Below are 15,850 nucleotides of genomic sequence, written 5' to 3'. Positions count from 1 at the left end.
CGTACCCGATTGCGCGTACGCCGTACCCAGTTTTCCGGCGCGGATTTAGACTGAGCTCATGGCGAGCGGCACGGAGACCAGCGGCAGCGGCGACATCGGCCGCACCCTCGAACTGTTGTGGGACACCGGCCGGCGCCCCAGCCGGGGCCCGAGGCCGGGCCTGACGCTGGAACGGATCGTGGAGGCCGCCGTCGAGGTCGCGGACCGGGAGGGGCTCGGCGCGGTCTCGATGCGCCGGATCGCCGCCGAGCTGGGCACCGGCGCCATGTCCCTCTACCGCTACGTCCCCGGCAAGGGCGAGCTGATCGACCTGATGCTGGACCGCGTGCAGCGCCCCTCGGAGGACCCCGCCGGCCTCGGTGACGGCGGCTGGCGTGCGGCGCTCCAGGCCCTCGGCCGCGCCACGCTGGCCCTCTACCGCCGCCACACCTGGCTGCTGGAGGTCAACCAGTCCCGCCCGATCCTCGGCCCCTCCGCCCTGGACGGCATGGAGAAGGTGCTCGCCCGGATCAGGCCGATGGGCCTGACCGACCCCGAGCTGGTCTCGGCGATCGTCATGATCGACGGATACGTCGTCGGGGCCGCCCGCACGCAGGTGTACGAGCGGGAGGCCGAGCGCAGCTCCGGTCTGACGGACGCGGAGTTCTGGCGGGCCCAGCAGCCGGTACTGGAGAAGGCCATGACCAGCGGGCGCTACCCCGTGCTGTCCTCCCTCTCCGAGGACGCCTTCGGCACCGGCTTCGACCACTTCGAGTTCGGGCTCCAGCGCATCCTCGACGGGCTGGAGGTGCTGGTGAGCGCACGCCGGGCGGCCGGCACCCCCGACGGTCCCGGCACGCCCGCGGAGTCAGCGGCGCCGGAACAGCCGGCGTAGCCCGAACACGGCGACGAGCGCGACGAGCAGTCCCACCGCGCCCACCTTGAGCGTGCCGCCGTCCGGCCCGTCCGCCCCGTCGGAGTCCCCGCCCGAGGCGTTCGAGCCGCCCCCGCCCGAGCCCCCGTCAGGACCCGGCACGTCCTCGGCCTTCACCCGGCTGCCGGCCCCCTCCATGCCGAGCAGCAGCTTCTTGCCGTCGGTGGTGTAGGTGGCGGACTCCCCCTGGCCCAGAGGCACGCTGATCCGCCCCTGGCGCTGGATCTTCCCGCCGTTCCAGCCGTACCAGATGCCCCCGAGGTAGCCCCGCACGGCGATCTGCTCGCCGTCCGGGGAGAAGGCGGCGTCCGTCGCCCACAGGTCCACGGGGACGGTCGGCCTGAAGACGTTGGTGCCGGAGGACGAGAGCTTCGCCGGGCCCTCGTACAGGTGCCCGCCGTCCTCGTTCTTGTCGATGAGGTAGACCCGGCCGGTCTTCGGGTGGACCAGCATCGACTCCGCGTCGCGGGAACCGTCGGCGTACTTCACCACGTACTGCGTCGCCTTGACGGTCTGGTCCTTCAGCTCCGTCGGCTCGGGCAGCTCGTAGATCCACACGTACGGCCAGGTCACGCCGTCGTTGTCGCCGATGTCGCCGACGAAGATCCGGTTGCCCGGTCCGATGCCGATCGCCTCGACGTCCCGGGGCGTGCCGACGCCGGACAGCGCGACGCGGGCCACGGTCCTGCCGGTGGCGCCGTCGACGGCGTAGAGGTACGGCCCGGTGTCCTGGTCGTTGTGCGTCCAGTAGACGCCGGGGTGCAGCCGGGACGCGGCGAGGCCGCTGGACTCGGTGATGCGCGGGTCCTCGATGGTGAACCCGTCGCTCCCGGCGGGCGCGTCCGCCCCGTCCGCCGCCGAGGCGGGCACGGCGAACGCCCCCACGAGGAGGGCGGAGGCGAGGAGGGCGAAGGGTCGGCGCATGCGCCAAGCCTGCCATCCCGCGCGGGCGTTCACGTCGGCGACCGTCCCGCCGGTCACCCTGCGTGGTCGGGCTCACATCGCGCCGGCCAGGCGGATCGTCCATGATGAGCGGATGCTCAGGTTCATGTTCGTCGGTGACTCCATGACGATCGGAAGCGCCGGCGAACACACGTGGCGCTACCGGCTCTGGCGGCACCTGCGCGACTCCTGCGGCCGCCCCTTCACCTTCGTCGGCCCGCGCGAGACCCTCCACGACCAGGTGACGGACGCCCCCACCTCGTACGCCTACGCCGAACCCGACTTCCCCCGCGCCCACCTGGCCGGCTGGGGCGAGGGCTGGCACCACATGACCCCGCTGATCGGCGAGGCGGTACGGTCCTGCCGCGCGGACGTGCTCCTGGTCTCGCTGGGCCTGATCGACCTCGGCTTCTACACCAACGCCGAGCAGACCGCCGACAACGTCCGCGACTTCGTGGCCGCGGCCCGGTCGGCGAACCCGCGCGTCCGCGTCGCCGTGATGCCGGTCCTGCACAACATCCGGGTGGAGGCCGACGAGTCCTTCGCCGAGCAGGTCATCCGGTTCAACGAACTCCTCGCCAAGACGGTCGCCGACCTGGACGACCCGCGCTCCCCGCTGCTGCTCGTCCCGCCGCCGGTGCCGTGGGACTTCCACACGGACACCTACGACGGCACCCATCCCAACGAGAGCGGCGAGCACCGGATCGCGGAGGCGTTCGCGACGGCGATGGACGAGGGGTGGGGGCTGGGCGGGCCGTACTCCGCCCGCCACTAGCGCCCTGGCACCCGCGTGTCCTCCCGTGACCGCGTCACCGTGCGTATCGTTGTACCGCGCGGCCGTACTCGTCGCTGGGTCAGCCGGGGAGGAGCGCCACGATGACCGTCCTTGACGACGGGATCGCCATGGCCGACGCCAACACCCAGCGCCTGGACGAGTGGTTCGAGCGGCTGGAGCGGATGCCCGTCCCCGAAGGATTCAGGGTCGAGATCGTCGGGGGCAGCGTCCACATGACACCGCAGCGGGACACGCGCTGGGGCATCATCCGCCGGATCGTACGGCCCATCGAAGGTCGCCTTCGGGCAGGAACTGGACCTCACCGGCACGGTCCTCGATCTCACGCTTCCCACCGCCGACTTCCCCCGCGACTGACCACCCGCTCCCGCTTGCCTGGAGCGCACTCCAAGTCGTTGGCTTGGGGACCATGGAGTACACGCAGCTGGGACGCACAGGACTCAAGGTCAGCCGGCTCGTCCTCGGGACGATGAACTTCGGTCCGCAGACCGACGAGGCCGACAGTCACGCGATCATGGACGCGGCGCTGGACGCCGGTATCAACTTCTTCGACACCGCCAACGTGTACGGCTGGGGCGAGAACAAGGGCCGTACCGAGGAGATCATCGGCAACTGGTTCGCCAAGGGCGGCGACCGGCGCGACAAGACGGTCATCGCCACCAAGGTGTACGGCAACATGGCCGCCGACGGCGACGCCTGGCCCAACCACGACAAGCTGTCCGCCGTGAACATCCGGCGCGCGGTCGACGCCAGCCTCAAGCGGCTGCGGACCGACCACATCGACCTCTACCAGTTCCACCACATCGACCGGGACACCGGCTTCGACGAGATCTGGCAGGCGATCGACACCCTGGTCCAGCAGGGCAAGGTGCTCTACGCCGGGTCCTCGAACTTCCCCGGGTACAAGATCGCGCAGGCCAACGAGACCGCCGCCCGACGCGGCGGGACCATCGGCCTGGTCAGCGAGCAGTGCCTGTACAACCTGGCCGAGCGCCGCGCCGAGATGGAGGTGATCCCGGCCGCGCAGGACTACGGCCTCGGCGTCATCCCGTGGTCGCCGCTGCACGGCGGGCTGCTCGGCGGGGTCATCAAGAAGGAGGTCCAGGGCGGGCGCCGGGCCTCGGGGCGGGCGGCCGACACCCTGGCCGACCCCGCGAAGCGCGCGCAGATCCAGGCGTACGAGGACCTGCTCGACAAGCACGGCGTCGCACCGGGCGAGGCCGCGCTGGCGTGGCTGCTGACCCGGCCCGGAGTGACCGGCCCGATCGTCGGCCCGCGCACCGCCGAGCAGCTCGCGTCGGCGCTGCGGGCCGTGGAGCTGGAGCTGTCGGACGAACTGCTGGCCGGGCTCGACGAGGTCTTCCCGGGACCGGGGCCCTCTCCGGAGGCCTTCGCCTGGTAGGCGCGGCGGCAGCGGGACGAGCGGGGGCGGCCGGCCGCGGGGCTGATCAGCCGAGGGCCGCCGCCACCGCCACCACCACGAGCATCAGCACGAGCACACCGGCCATGATCCGGTTACGGGTCTTCGGGTCCACGCCCCCGAGCCTAACCGGCGGCGCCGAGCGGATGACGGGCGACCGCCTCGTAGCGGGGCTGCTCGCCGGGCACACCGGAGGCGGGCAGGTTGCTGCGGACCAGCGCCAGGTCCGTCACCGTCCAGGCAGGTCCGGTGAAGCCGGCGAGCGCCTCCACGAAGGGGCGCACGTCGGCGGCCTGCCTGCTGCGGGCCAGCGTCAGGTGCGGCGTGTAGCGCCGGTGCTCCCCCGTCCCGGCGCCCGCCTTGCGCCCCGCCGACTCCGCGCGGTCCGCGAGCAGCCGCAGCGCCGCCAGGTCGCCCTCGGCTCCCGCCCACAGGGCCCGCCCGTGCCCGAACTGGCCGCCGCCGTGCAGCGCCAGCGGGAAGGGGGCGGTGCGATGCGCGGCCCGCTCCAGCCGGGCCGACAGGCCGGGTACGACGTCGTCGTCGACCTCTCCGTAGAAGGCGAGCGTGAAGTGCCACCCCGGGCGGCCGGTCCAGCGCAGCCCGTCCGCCCCGGGCAGCCCGCGCAGCGCGGCCACCTCGCCGGCGAGGGAGGCGGTGACGTCCTCGGGGGGCAGCACGGCGGCGAACAGTCTCATGCCGGTCAGTCTCCCTGGTGAAGGCGTGCACGTCCGCGCGTGTCCCGGTCACCGTGCGTACCGTCGTACCGCGCGGCTGCACTCGCGTCGGGGGCAGCCGTCGACCCGACCGGCAGCGTCGTCGGTCTCACGCGGAGGACCGACGGCTTCCCCCGCGACTGACCGGGCCGCCCGGGCACGGGCCCCGGGCCTACGCCGCCGGTGCCAGGGCCTCCTGCCGCTCCCTCGGCACGAACCGGACCTGCGGGTGCCCCCGGTGCCAGCCGACCGACAGGCGCAGGTTGCCGACGCGGGCCAGGACCAGGCCGACGACGAGGGCGGCGGTGGCGGCGACCGCGCCGCCCGCGGCGAAGCCGACCCGGGCGCCGTAGGTGTCGGTGACCCAGCCGACGACGGGGGCGCCGATCGGGGAGCCGCCGAGGAAGACCATCATGTACAGGGCCATCACCCGGCCCCGCATGGCCGGGTCGGTGGACATCTGGATGCTGGTGTTGGCGGTGACGTTGACCGTCATGCTGAAGACGCCGATCGGGACCATGAGCAGCGCGAAGAGCCACAGCGCGGGCGCCGTCGCCGAGACGACCTCCAGGGCGCCGAAGCCGATGGCCGCCGCGATCAGGACGCGCAGCCGGGAGGTGCCCCGCCGGGCGGCGAGCAGCGCGCCGGCGAGGGAGCCGACGGCCATCAGGGTGTTGAAGAGGCTGTACGCCCCGGCGCCCGCGTCGAAGACGTCGTCGGCGAAGGCGGACAGGAAGACCGGGAAGTTGAAGCCGAAGGTGCCGATGAACCCGACCAGCACGATGGTCCAGATCAGCTCGGGGCGCCCGGCGACGTAGTGCAGGCCCTCCCGCAGCTGGCCCTTGCCGCGCGGGGCGCGCTGGACGGTGTGCAGCTCGCGGGCGCGCATGAGCAGCAGGCAGCTGAGCGGCGCGACGAAGGACAGGCCGTTGGCGAGGAACGCCCAGCCGGTGCCCACGCCGGTGATCATCAGCCCGGCGACGGCGGGGCCGACCAGGCGGGCGGACTGGAAGTTGGCCGAGTTCAGGCTGACCGCGTTCTGCAGCTGGTCCCGGCCGACCAGCTCGGAGACGAAGGACTGCCGGGCCGGGTTGTCCATGACGGTGGCCAGGCCCATCGCGAAGGCGGCGACGTAGACGTGCCAGACCTGGACGTGGCCGCTCAGGGTGAGGACGGCGAGGGCGAGGGCGGTGAGGGCCATCGCGGACTGGGTGGCCAGCAGCGTGGGCCGCTTGCGCAGCCGGTCGACGAGGACGCCGCCGTACAGGCCGAAGAGCAGCATCGGCAGGAACTGCAGGGCGGTGGTGATGCCGACGGCGGCGGAGGAGCCGGTGAGGCTGAGCACCAGCCAGTCCTGGGCGATGCGCTGCATCCAGGTGCCGATGTTGGAGACGACCTGCCCCAGGAAGAACAGGCGGTAGTTCCTGACCTTCAGGGAGGCGAACATCGACGTCTTGCGGGGTGTCACCGGGTTGCGGGCGGTCGGATCGTCGTGGCCGTCAGGTGCGGGGGCGGAAGCTGCTCCGGATCCCGTACTCAAAAGGGTTCGCCTCCTCGCGAAAACTGCTTACCGGTGTGCGAGCTTCTCCAGCACGGGGGCGGCGGCGCGCAGTTTGGCCCACTCGTCCTCGTCCAGTCCCTCGACCAGGGTGGCCAGGAACGCGTTCCGCTTGCGGCGGCTCTCCTCGAGCATCACCACGGCCTGCTCGGTCTGCGTCACGACCTTCTGTCGCCGGTCCTCGGGGTGCGGCTCCAGCCGGACCAGGCCCTTCGCCTCCAGCAGCGCCACGATGCGGGTCATCGAGGGCGGCTGCACGTGTTCCTTGCGGGCGAGCTCGCCCGGGGTCGCACTGCCGCAGTTGGCCAGGGTGCCCAGTACCGACATCTCGGTGGGGCTGAGCGACTCGTCGACCCGCTGGTGCTTGAGTCGACGGGACAACCGCATCACGGCGGAGCGCAGGGAGTTCACGGCGGCGGCGTCGTCGCCATGCTTGAGGTCCGGCATGTTCCTTAGCTTAACTCATTAGTCTCGCGAAATACCACCGCACAGGCGTCCGTCTGCCCGTGACGCCCGCCACTGAAACGCACAGTTCACCCGTACGAGTGAGGCGTTTCCGGAATTCGGAGCATCACCCCGCGGGCGGGGGCGACTCTCGGGGCATGGGGACCAGCGTGCTCAGCCTGCGGATGGACGGGGAGCTGCTCGACCGGCTCCGGCACCACGCGGCGAAAAGGGGAATGAGCGTCCAGGACTATGTCGTCCGGACGCTCATTCGGGATGACTTCGACGAGCGGTTCCAGTCCGCCGTGGAGGAGACGGAACGGTTCTACGGGGTGCCGTGACCCGGGAGGATCAGGTCAGGCCGATCAGGTCAGGCCGAGGGCCGGCATCAGGTAGTAGAAGGCGAAGACCGCCGACACCACGTACATCGCCACCGGCACCTCACGGCCCCGTCCGGCCGCCAGGCGCAGCACCGAGAAGGTGATGAAGCCCATGCCGATGCCGTTGGTGATCGAGTAGCTGAACGGCATCATCAGCATCGTCACGAAGGCCGGGACGGCGATCGTGAAGTCGGACCAGTCGATCTCCCGGATCGACCCGGCCAGGATCAGGAAGCCGACCGCGATCAGCGCCGGGGTCGCCGCCTGCGACGGGACCATCGTGGCGACCGGCGTGAGGAACAGCGCCAGGGCGAACAGCGCGCCGGTGACGATGTTGGCGAAGCCGGTGCGGGCGCCCTCGCCGACACCGGCCGTGGACTCCACGAAGCAGGTGGTGGCGGAGGCGGAGCTGGCACCGCCCGCGGCGACCGCGACACCGTCGATGAACAGGACCTTGTTCATGCCCGGCATCTGGCCCCGGCCGTCGGTCAGCTTGGCCTCGTCGCTGACGCCCATGATCGTGCCCATCGCGTCGAAGAAGCACGACAGCAGCACGGTGAAGACGAACAGCACGCCGGTCAGCACACCGACCTTGTCGAAGCCGCCGAACAGGCTGACGTCGCCGACCAGCCCGAAGTCCGGGGTGGCGACCGGGTTGCCGGGCCACTCGGGGGTGGTCAGGCCCCAGGACGGGATGTCGGTGACGGCGTTGATGATCATCGCGAGGACCGTCATCACGACGATCGAGATCAGGATCGCGCCCGGGGTCTTGCGGACGATCAGCGCGAGGGTCAGCAGCACGCCGAGGACGAAGACCAGGACGGGCCAGCCGTGCAGGTGCCCGCCGGTGCCGAGCTGGATCGGGACCGTGGTCTGGGCGGCGTCCGGCATCCGGGTGATGAAGCCGGAGTCGACGAGCCCGATGAGCATGATGAACAGGCCGATACCGATCGCGATGGCCTTGCGCAGGCTGTAGGGCACCGCGTTCATCACGCGCTCCCGCAGTCCGGTGGCGACCAGCAGCATGACCACGAAACCGGCCAGCACCACCATGCCCATGGCGTCCGGCCAGGACATCCGCGGGGCGAGCTGGAGGGCGACGACGGAGTTCACGCCGAGGCCGGCGGCGAGCGCGATCGGCACGTTGCCGATGACGCCCATCAGCAGCGTGGTGAACGCCGCCGTCAGAGCGGTCGCGGTGACCAGCTGGCCGTTGTCGAGCTGGTGGCCGTACATGTCCTTCGCGCTGCCCAGGATGATCGGGTTCAGCACGATGATGTAGGCCATCGCGAAGAAGGTGGCCAGACCGCCGCGGATCTCGCGGGGCAGGGTGCTGCCCCGCTCGGAGATCTTGAAGTAACGGTCGAGACCGTTCTGCGGGGGCCGTCGGTCTTCCGGCGACTCGGGGGACGGGGGGACCTTGGCGGCGGCCGAGGTGGACATGCGGGACCTCATGCACCAACAGGTTCCCCCACGGCCTTGTCGGTGTTCCTGTTGGTGTTTTCTACGAACGAAAGCGGTCAGAGACAAACGGGTTCAGTATGAACGTATGAGCCACTGATCGCTATCTCCGCGCGTAGACCCGTGAAATCGCTGCGTGGCGCCGCGCCGTCAACCCGTTCGCGCGCTCCTCGTAAGCTGTACGCATGACGAAGTGGACACCCACGCACGAGGCGCCGGAGCCCCTGGAGGGCCCCGTGGTTCCGACCGTTGTCGGCGGCACCATCCTCTGGTTCGTCCTCTTCCTGGTGCAGCTGCCCTTCTACGGCTGGTTCGACGACCGGGGGCACGCCTGGTGGGTGTGGACCTGCCTGGCCGGCGCCGGCCTGGGCCTGATCGGCATCTGGTACGTCCGGGGCCGCGACGCCGCCCTCAAGCGGGCCGCCGCCGCGCCGGGACCGCAGGGCACGCGGACGGACCGGCCCACCGCCTAGACCGGCCGTAGTACCTGGGCAGCACACCGAGCCGGTACGTCTCGTACCCAGGTCGGATCTTCTCCGCGCTCGGTGGGTGAAGCCGTAAAACCGCACGTACCGTCGAATGCATGACGCATCTCGACGCGGACAGACGCGATCCCGCGCACCCCGCGCCCGCCGTTGACCCCTCTTCGTCCGCGACCGGGCTCACGGCGGCCGGAGTCGCCGAACGGATCGCGCGCGGACAGGTCAACGACGTGCCGGTGCGCAGCAGCCGCTCCCTGGCCGACATCGTCCGCGGCAACGTCTTCACCCGGTTCAACGCGATCATCGGCGTGCTCTGGGTGATCATGCTGTTCGTCGCGCCGATCCAGGACAGCCTGTTCGGCTTCGTCATCCTCGCCAACACCGGCATCGGCATCGTCCAGGAGTGGCGGGCGAAGAAGACCCTCGACTCGCTGGCGGTGATCGGCGAGGTCCGTCCGACGGTGCGCCGGGACGGCAGACCCACCGAGGTCGCCACGTCCGGCATCGTGCTGGACGACGTCCTCGAGATCGGCCCCGGCGACCGGGCCGTCGTCGACGGGGTGTGCGTCGAGGCGGACGGGCTGGAGATCGACGAGTCGCTGCTGACCGGTGAGGCCGACCCGGTGGTCAAGCAGCCCGGCGACCAGGTGATGTCCGGCAGCTTCGTGGTGGCGGGCGGCGGCGCCTTCCGGGCGACCAAGGTGGGGCGCGAGGCGTACGCCGCGCAGCTCGCCGAGGAGGCCTCCCGCTTCACCCTGGTCCAGTCCGAACTGCGCAGCGGCATCTCCACCATCCTCAAGTACGTCACGTGGATGATGGTCCCGACGGCGATCGGCCTGATCCTCAGCCAGCTGCTCGCCAAGGACAACGAGCTGGACGACTCGATCGCCCGTACCGTCGGCGGCATCGTGCCCATGGTCCCGGAGGGCCTGGTCCTGCTCACCTCCGTCGCCTTCGCGATCGGCGTCGTCCGGCTCGGCCGCAAGCAGTGCCTCGTACAGGAGCTGCCCGCCATCGAGGGCCTGGCCCGGGTCGACACCGTCTGCCTGGACAAGACCGGCACCCTCACCGAGGGCGGCATGGACGTCACCGCCCTGCGCCCGCTCGACGGCGCCGACGAGCGGCGCGTCCGCACCGTGCTGGGCGCCCTCGGCCGGTCCGACCCCCGCCCCAACGCCTCCCTCCAGGCCGTCGTCGCGGCGTACCCGGCCCCCGAGGACTGGCACCGCACCGGGTCGCTGCCCTTCTCCTCGGCCCGCAAGTACAGCGGGGCCGCCTTCACCGAGGCCGACGGCACCTCCAGTACGTGGCTGCTGGGCGCACCGGACGTGCTGCTGGCGGAGGACGACCCCGCCCTCGCGGAGACCGGGCGGCTCAACGAGCAGGGCCTGCGGGTGCTGCTGCTGGCCCGCGCCGCCCGCGAACTGGACGACCCGGGGGTGGCCGAGGGCGTGACGCCCACCGCCCTGGTCGTCCTGGAGCAGCGGCTGCGCCCGGACGCCGCCGACACCCTGCGCTACTTCGCCGAACAGGACGTCCGCGCCAAGGTCATCTCCGGGGACAACGCGGTGTCGGTCGGCGCGGTGGCCGCCAAGCTCGGGCTGTCCGGGGCGACGGTCGACGCGCGCCGGCTGCCCGCCGAGCGGGAGGAGATGGCCGGCGCGCTCGACGAGGGCACCGTGTTCGGGCGGGTCACCCCGCAGCAGAAGCGGGACATGGTGGGCGCCCTGCAGTCACGCGGCCACACGGTCGCGATGACCGGCGACGGCGTCAACGACGTCCTCGCCCTCAAGGACGCCGACATCGGCGTGGCGATGGGCTCGGGCTCGGAGGCGACCCGGGCGGTCGCGCAGATCGTGCTGCTGAACAACAGCTTCGCCACGCTGCCGTCGGTGGTGGCCGAGGGCCGCCGCGTCATCGGCAACATCACCCGCGTGGCGACGCTGTTCCTGGTCAAGACCGTGTACTCGGTGCTGCTCGCGATCCTGGTGGTCTGCTCGCAGGTCGAGTACCCGTTCCTGCCCCGCCACCTCACCCTGCTCTCCACGCTCACCATCGGCGTCCCCGCCTTCTTCCTCGCCCTCGCCCCGAACAAGGAACGGGCCAGGCCCCACTTCGTACGGCGCGTCATGCGCTACGCGATCCCGGGCGGAGTGGTGGCGGGCGCGGCGACGTTCGCCACCTACCTCCTCGCCCGGCACCACTACGCGGGGCCGGGCGCCCTGGACGCGGAGACCAGCGCGGCCACGCTGACGCTGTTCCTGATCTCGATGTGGGTACTGGCGATCATCGCCCGGCCGTACACGTGGTGGCGGGTGCTCCTGGTCGCGGCGATGGGCCTGGCTTTCGTGGTGGTCCTGGCGGTGCCGTGGCTCCAGGACTTCTTCGCGCTGAAGCTGGTGGGAGTGACGATGCCGTGGGCCGCGGTGGGCATCGCGGCGGCCGCGGCGGCCGTACTCGAACTCCTGTGGAGGTGGGTGGACCGCCGCTTCCCCGTGTAGTGGGCTACTTGACGTCGACGAAGTCGGAGACCGAGGTGATCGCCCCGGACGCCGAGTTGCCGGCGAACACATAGCGGTAGTAGCCGTCCGCGGTCGCCTTGACGGTCGTGCTCAGCTTGCCCGCCGAACTGCTCTTGACGCTCTTCAGCGTGGTGTACGCCTTGGCCCCCTTCTTGAGGTACTGGAGCTGCACCGACTGGCCGCTGTACGCCCCGTACTTGAGGGTCTCCCAGTTGGCGCGGGACAGCTTGCCGGTGACGGTGAGGGTCTTGCCCTTCTTCACCGGCTCCGGCGCGGCGTTGGTCGTCAGGGCGCTGCCGCGCTGGAACTTGAAGGACCCGGCCTTGTCCTTCCAGACGTAGTCGCCGTCCTTGGCGTCGATCCAGACGCCGACGTACCAGGTGCCGGCCATGGCGTTGCCGAGGTAGTCCGTGCGCGGGTCGATCTTCACCGAGGCCGTGCAGGTGGAGGTGGTCGCGCCGGCCTTCTTGCAGGTCGGCTTGCCCGTCGACTCGTACCCGTAGCCCGGGCCCTTCAGGTCGAAGGAGTCGGCGCCCAGGATGCCGGAGTTGTCGGTGGCCGTCACGCTGACCGAGAAGGTCTTGGCGCTGCCGGTGCCGATGGACACCTTGTTGTCGCCGTCCACGACGACCTTGGTGATCCGGGTGTCGCCGTTTCCGCCGTCGGCCTGCGCGGCCGGGACGGCGAGGGCGGTCAGGGCGAGGGCGCCGGTGGCTGCTGCCGCCAGGACTCGTGTGCGCATGTGTTCCCCACGTCAGGACAAGGGGCCCCGGCGGTCGTCACCGCGCCGGGACCCGGAGGGTCGTGAGTCTGCTGACTCGCCTCATAGATCCACGGCGCGGCGCGATGGTTGTACGTCACGTGAAGAAAATGTGTGCACACCTTCACATTCGGTCGGTTCAGTCGAACCAGCGGTCCCTGGCCAGCTCCTCCGTGCGGGACTCGTCCTCCAGCAGCGCCGCGACCTCGAAGCGGCGCGGCCACTGCCCGGCCGCCCAGGCCAGGCCCGCGGCCACGCCCTCCAGGGTCGCCGCGTGCAGCGCACCGTCGTCGGTCAGCCGCCAGTCGATCTCCACGCCGTCGACGACCAGTTCCTCGTGCTCCACGTAGCACGCCGGGGTCCGCGTCCCGAGCAGCGTGCGCACCGGCTCCGGTACGTCGTGCTCGACGCCCTCGGAGTCCACGCGGCCGGTGACCGACTCGCTCAGCCGCCGTACCTGGAACAGCTCCGCCAGTTCGGCGGCCCGGGCCGGGCGGACCGGCAGCAGCGGCACGCCGGACGTGAAGGGCAGCAGGTCGGGCGAGTCGACCACGACCGCGTCGGCGGCGTCCACCACGCGCACCTCGCCGTCGACCACGGCCCGTACCTCGTCCGGCAGGGTGACCTGCTCCGGGTCCAGTTCGGCCAGCGCGCCGTACAGGGCGTGCAGTTGGGCGGCGGTGACCGGGCGGCCGGGGTCGGCGAGGCGGTCCAGGAGTTCGGCCGCGCCACCGGGTTCGTCGAGGAGGGCGGCGACGGAGGTGCGCACGCCCAGCGCCCGCAGGACCTGCTCGTCCTCGAAGCCGGTCGCGTCGGCCTCGTCGTACAGGCCCCGCAGCAGCGGGTCGCCGCCCGCGGCGCGCAGTCCGGCCGGGCGGCGGCCGCCCAGCACCGGGTTCCCGCGCAGCCACCACGCGGTGTACGGCCGTACGACCTCGTGGGTGCCGTCGTGCAGCAGGACGCGCACCGGCTGGATCAGCGCGTCGCGCAGCGGCGGCCGGGACAGCAGGGCGAGGGCCTCCGGCCAGTGCGCGTCGTCCACGAGGTCGAGGTCGCGCACGGCGACGATCTCGGTGGCGACCGGCGGGACGGGGCTGTCCGGGAAGCGGTCGAGGACGTCCTCGCTCCACACGTCCACGGCGTCCAGCAGTCCCGCGTCGTCGGGCTCGGCGAAGTCACCCTCGCGGGGCTCCAGTTCGTCGGGGTCCAGGACGACGTCGGTGGCCCGGACCAGGGCGAAGGTGACGAGGACGCCGCAGGCGGCCAGCGGCTCGGGGCCCCACTTCTCGGCGAGTTCGGCGTCCACGGCGGCGAGTTCGTCCTCGCGCATGACCCGGGCGAAGGGGCCGTCGGGGAAGACGAGTTCGCCCGCCGGGGAGAGTTCGCCGTCCTCGTCGGGCAGGGCGAGGGCGCCCAGCCAGGGCTCGTCGCCGGGATCGAGTCCGGCGTCGCGGACCAGACCGAGGACGGTGTCGGCCAGTTCCTCGGCGTCGAGGGCGTCCTCCTCCCAGTCGACGCCGCCCTCGTCGTCCAGGGATGCGGCGACGGCGGCCCGGACCTGCGGGGTGGTGAGCACGGCACGCGGAGTGGCCGGGAGTGCACCGAGCTTCTCGAGCAGCGGGTGGGTGGCGTCGGGGTGGGCGACCTTCAGGCCGAGGCGGGTCAGGACCTCCGGGTCGAGGGAGGCGGCCTCCGGGGAGGGCAGCAGCACCTGCCGGGGACCGATCGTGGTCCGGCCGTCGGCCAGGGGCACCGGCAGCCCGGACAGCCGGTCGGGGTCGACCCCGGCGAGGCTGTCGTAGAGGCCGCGCCACCAGGCGGGTGCCTTCTCCAGACCCGCCAGCCGGTCGATCGCGTCGGTCAGCGGCACCCGGGCCACGCCCAGTGTGCGCAGCTCGGCGCGGCGTTCGAGACCGGCGGGCAGCAGGGTCGGCAGCACCTCGGCGAGCACCCGCACGGTGTCGGCGCCCGCGCCCTCCACCACTTCGGCGTCGCGGGGCCGCAGCGACTCCGGGAGGTCGTCCTCCGCGTCCCGTCCGCCGGAGGGAAGGGCGGGCGGCAGGAAGGAGGTACGGGGGAGCCGGGCGAGGATCGCCTGCCGCAGCGCACCGTCCAGCTCGCCCCGGCCCAGCGCGCCGGGCACCAGGTCGACGAGGCCGGCGGAGACCGGCCGCCAGTCGGCGAGCAGTCCGGCGTAGGCGTCGGCGGCCCGCTCCGTCAGGAAGTCCGTCAGCGGTCCCGGCGCGGCGTGCCGGCGGGTGGCGTCCAGCGGGAAGGACGCGATGAGCAGCGCGGGCACCCCGAGCGGCTCGTCGCTGGGCGTGGGCGCGTGGACCACGGGGCTGGTGCCGGGGCGCGCGGGGGCGCCGTCGGCGTCGACGGGCACCGCCCAGGTCACGGACCAGTGGGGGCGCAGCCGCTCCTCCACCGGCCGGTCGGCCAGGAGGTCGGGGGTGAGCGGGCCGTGCGCGGCGGCGGTGCGCCAGCGGGTGACGCCCTGCCGGGAGTCCTCCACGACGGTCAGCCCGTCCTCGTCGCGGCGGGTGAGGGTGCGGACCTCGTCCCCGGCCTCGACCACGACCTCCGCCAGGCCCGGCAGGGCGAGGAGCAGGGCGTCGTCCACGGCGTGCAGGAGCCGTTCGGCGAGGTCGGCGGCGGCCGTGTCGCGCAGCGGCAGGATGACGGCCGTGTCGTAGGGGTCGGGGGCGCTGCCCTCGGCGGGGAACGGCAGCCGCAGCAGCGGGACGTGTCCGTCGCGCCGCCGGATCTCGTCCCCGAGGCCGGGACTGTGCCGGGCGGTGTCGGCGGCCAGGTCGCGGGCCTCGGCGAGCGACCAGCGCACCCCTCCGTGCCGGCCGACGACGGCGGGCTCGTCGGTGACGGCCAGCACGGCGGCGAAGCCGACCCCGAACCGGCCGACCGAACCGGGTGCCGCGTCCCGCTTGGCGGAGGCGCGCAGGGTGACCAGCGACTCGACGCCGCTCGCGTCCAGCGGGGCCCCGGTGTTGGCGGCGACGAGGACACCGTCGCGCAGGGTGAGCCGGAGCCGTCCCGGCACGCCGGAGCGCGCGGCGGCGTCGGCGGCGTTCTGCGCGAGCTCGACGACCAGCCGGTCGCGGTAACCGCCGAGGACGAGGTCCTCCTCCGCGTTGGCGTCCTCACGGAACCGGGCCGGGCTGGTGGCCCAGGCGTCCAGCACCCCGCGCCGCAGACGTGCCGTACCGAACGGATCGGCACCCTCGGCGGCAGGCCGTACGAACATGCTCACGGTGACTCTCCTCATCGACGGACCACGAAGGTACCGCCCCGGCACTCACCCGACGGAACGCAGATCGCGCACCGGTGTCCGCGCCCGGCCCCTCGCAGCCCCGGCCGGCATCATCCAGCCCGTCCGGCGTCCGAGGACGAGCCCGCCAAGGCCCCACGGCGGCCCGGCAACCCGGCAACCCGGCAACCCGG

The 15,850-nt window shown here is 72.3% G+C and carries 13 protein-coding genes and 1 pseudogene; 7 read left to right on the top strand and 7 right to left on the bottom strand.

Annotated elements, in window-relative coordinates; all coding sequences use genetic code 11:
* Nucleotides 1–58 precede the first annotated feature (58 nt).
* Nucleotides 59–874, top strand: coding sequence for a TetR/AcrR family transcriptional regulator (locus EV562_RS24125; RefSeq protein WP_133888943.1), 816 nt, complete (start codon nt 59–61; stop codon nt 872–874).
* On the opposite strand, the gene EV562_RS24120 is transcribed toward EV562_RS24125, so the two are convergent.
* Nucleotides 848–1,837, bottom strand: a complete 990-nt coding sequence (locus EV562_RS24120; protein ID WP_166661968.1) for a WD40 repeat domain-containing protein — start codon at nt 1,835–1,837, stop codon at nt 848–850. The two genes, EV562_RS24125 and EV562_RS24120, sit on opposite strands and share 27 nt — an antisense overlap.
* A gap of 112 nt (nt 1,838–1,949) precedes the next feature.
* On the opposite strand from EV562_RS24120, the gene EV562_RS24115 reads away from it, so the two are divergent.
* The 3 genes and pseudogenes from EV562_RS24115 to EV562_RS24105 all read left to right on the top strand — a co-directional run bounded on the left by EV562_RS24115 (nt 1,950) and on the right by EV562_RS24105 (nt 4,050).
* On the top strand, nt 1,950–2,630 hold the full coding sequence (locus EV562_RS24115) for a GDSL-type esterase/lipase family protein (RefSeq protein ID WP_133888941.1): 681 nt from the start codon (nt 1,950–1,952) through the stop codon (nt 2,628–2,630).
* Between the two features lie 101 nt (nt 2,631–2,731).
* A pseudogene (locus tag EV562_RS35680) lies at nt 2,732–2,923 on the top strand (Uma2 family endonuclease); the annotation flags it as partial.
* A gap of 134 nt (nt 2,924–3,057) precedes the next feature.
* Entirely contained in the window at nt 3,058–4,050 is a 993-nt protein-coding gene (locus EV562_RS24105; protein ID WP_133888940.1) for an aldo/keto reductase, read from the top strand.
* Between the two features lie 143 nt (nt 4,051–4,193).
* Here EV562_RS24105 and thpR read toward each other — a convergent pair whose 3' ends face one another.
* From thpR to EV562_RS24090, 3 genes are all read right to left on the bottom strand, one after another.
* Nucleotides 4,194–4,766: an RNA 2',3'-cyclic phosphodiesterase gene (gene thpR, locus EV562_RS24100; RefSeq protein ID WP_133888939.1), complete on the bottom strand. Its 573-nt coding sequence runs from the start codon at nt 4,764–4,766 to the stop codon at nt 4,194–4,196.
* Nucleotides 4,767–4,956: 190 nt separating this feature from the next.
* Entirely contained in the window at nt 4,957–6,324 is a 1,368-nt protein-coding gene (locus tag EV562_RS24095; protein ID WP_133888938.1) for an MFS transporter, read from the bottom strand.
* A 27-nt stretch (nt 6,325–6,351) separates the two neighbouring features.
* Nucleotides 6,352–6,789, bottom strand: a complete 438-nt coding sequence (locus EV562_RS24090; protein WP_133888937.1) for a MarR family transcriptional regulator — start codon at nt 6,787–6,789, stop codon at nt 6,352–6,354.
* Between the two features lie 155 nt (nt 6,790–6,944).
* On the opposite strand from EV562_RS24090, the gene EV562_RS24085 reads away from it, so the two are divergent.
* Nucleotides 6,945–7,127 (top strand): ribbon-helix-helix protein, CopG family, encoded by a 183-nt coding sequence (locus tag EV562_RS24085; protein ID WP_133888936.1) that lies wholly within the window; start codon nt 6,945–6,947, stop codon nt 7,125–7,127.
* 24 nt (nt 7,128–7,151) lie between these two features.
* Here the strand turns inward: EV562_RS24085 and EV562_RS24080 are convergent, their stop codons facing one another.
* Complete coding sequence (locus tag EV562_RS24080; protein ID WP_133888935.1) at nt 7,152–8,609, bottom strand: NCS2 family permease; 1,458 nt, start codon at nt 8,607–8,609, stop codon at nt 7,152–7,154.
* 203 nt (nt 8,610–8,812) lie between these two features.
* On the opposite strand from EV562_RS24080, the gene EV562_RS24075 reads away from it, so the two are divergent.
* Nucleotides 8,813–9,100 carry a DUF2530 domain-containing protein gene (locus EV562_RS24075; RefSeq protein WP_133888934.1) on the top strand — a complete coding sequence of 96 codons (288 nt, stop codon included), beginning with the start codon at nt 8,813–8,815 and terminating at the stop codon, nt 9,098–9,100.
* Nucleotides 9,101–9,210: 110 nt separating this feature from the next.
* Nucleotides 9,211–11,610, top strand: a complete 2,400-nt coding sequence (locus EV562_RS24070; RefSeq protein WP_133888933.1) for an HAD-IC family P-type ATPase — start codon at nt 9,211–9,213, stop codon at nt 11,608–11,610.
* Nucleotides 11,611–11,614: 4 nt separating this feature from the next.
* Here the strand turns inward: EV562_RS24070 and EV562_RS24065 are convergent, their stop codons facing one another.
* Both EV562_RS24065 and EV562_RS24060 read right to left on the bottom strand, forming a co-directional pair.
* Nucleotides 11,615–12,373 (bottom strand): calcium-binding protein, encoded by a 759-nt coding sequence (locus tag EV562_RS24065; protein WP_133888932.1) that lies wholly within the window; start codon nt 12,371–12,373, stop codon nt 11,615–11,617.
* A gap of 157 nt (nt 12,374–12,530) precedes the next feature.
* Nucleotides 12,531–15,659, bottom strand: a complete 3,129-nt coding sequence (locus EV562_RS24060) for a molecular chaperone Hsp90 (RefSeq protein ID WP_133888931.1) — start codon at nt 15,657–15,659, stop codon at nt 12,531–12,533.
* Between the last annotated feature and the right edge of the window lie 191 nt (nt 15,660–15,850).

This window comes from Streptomyces sp. BK208 (genome assembly GCF_004364245.1).
Taxonomy (GTDB): domain Bacteria; phylum Actinomycetota; class Actinomycetes; order Streptomycetales; family Streptomycetaceae; genus Streptomyces.
This window is presented reverse-complemented; position numbering and strand designations above follow the sequence as displayed.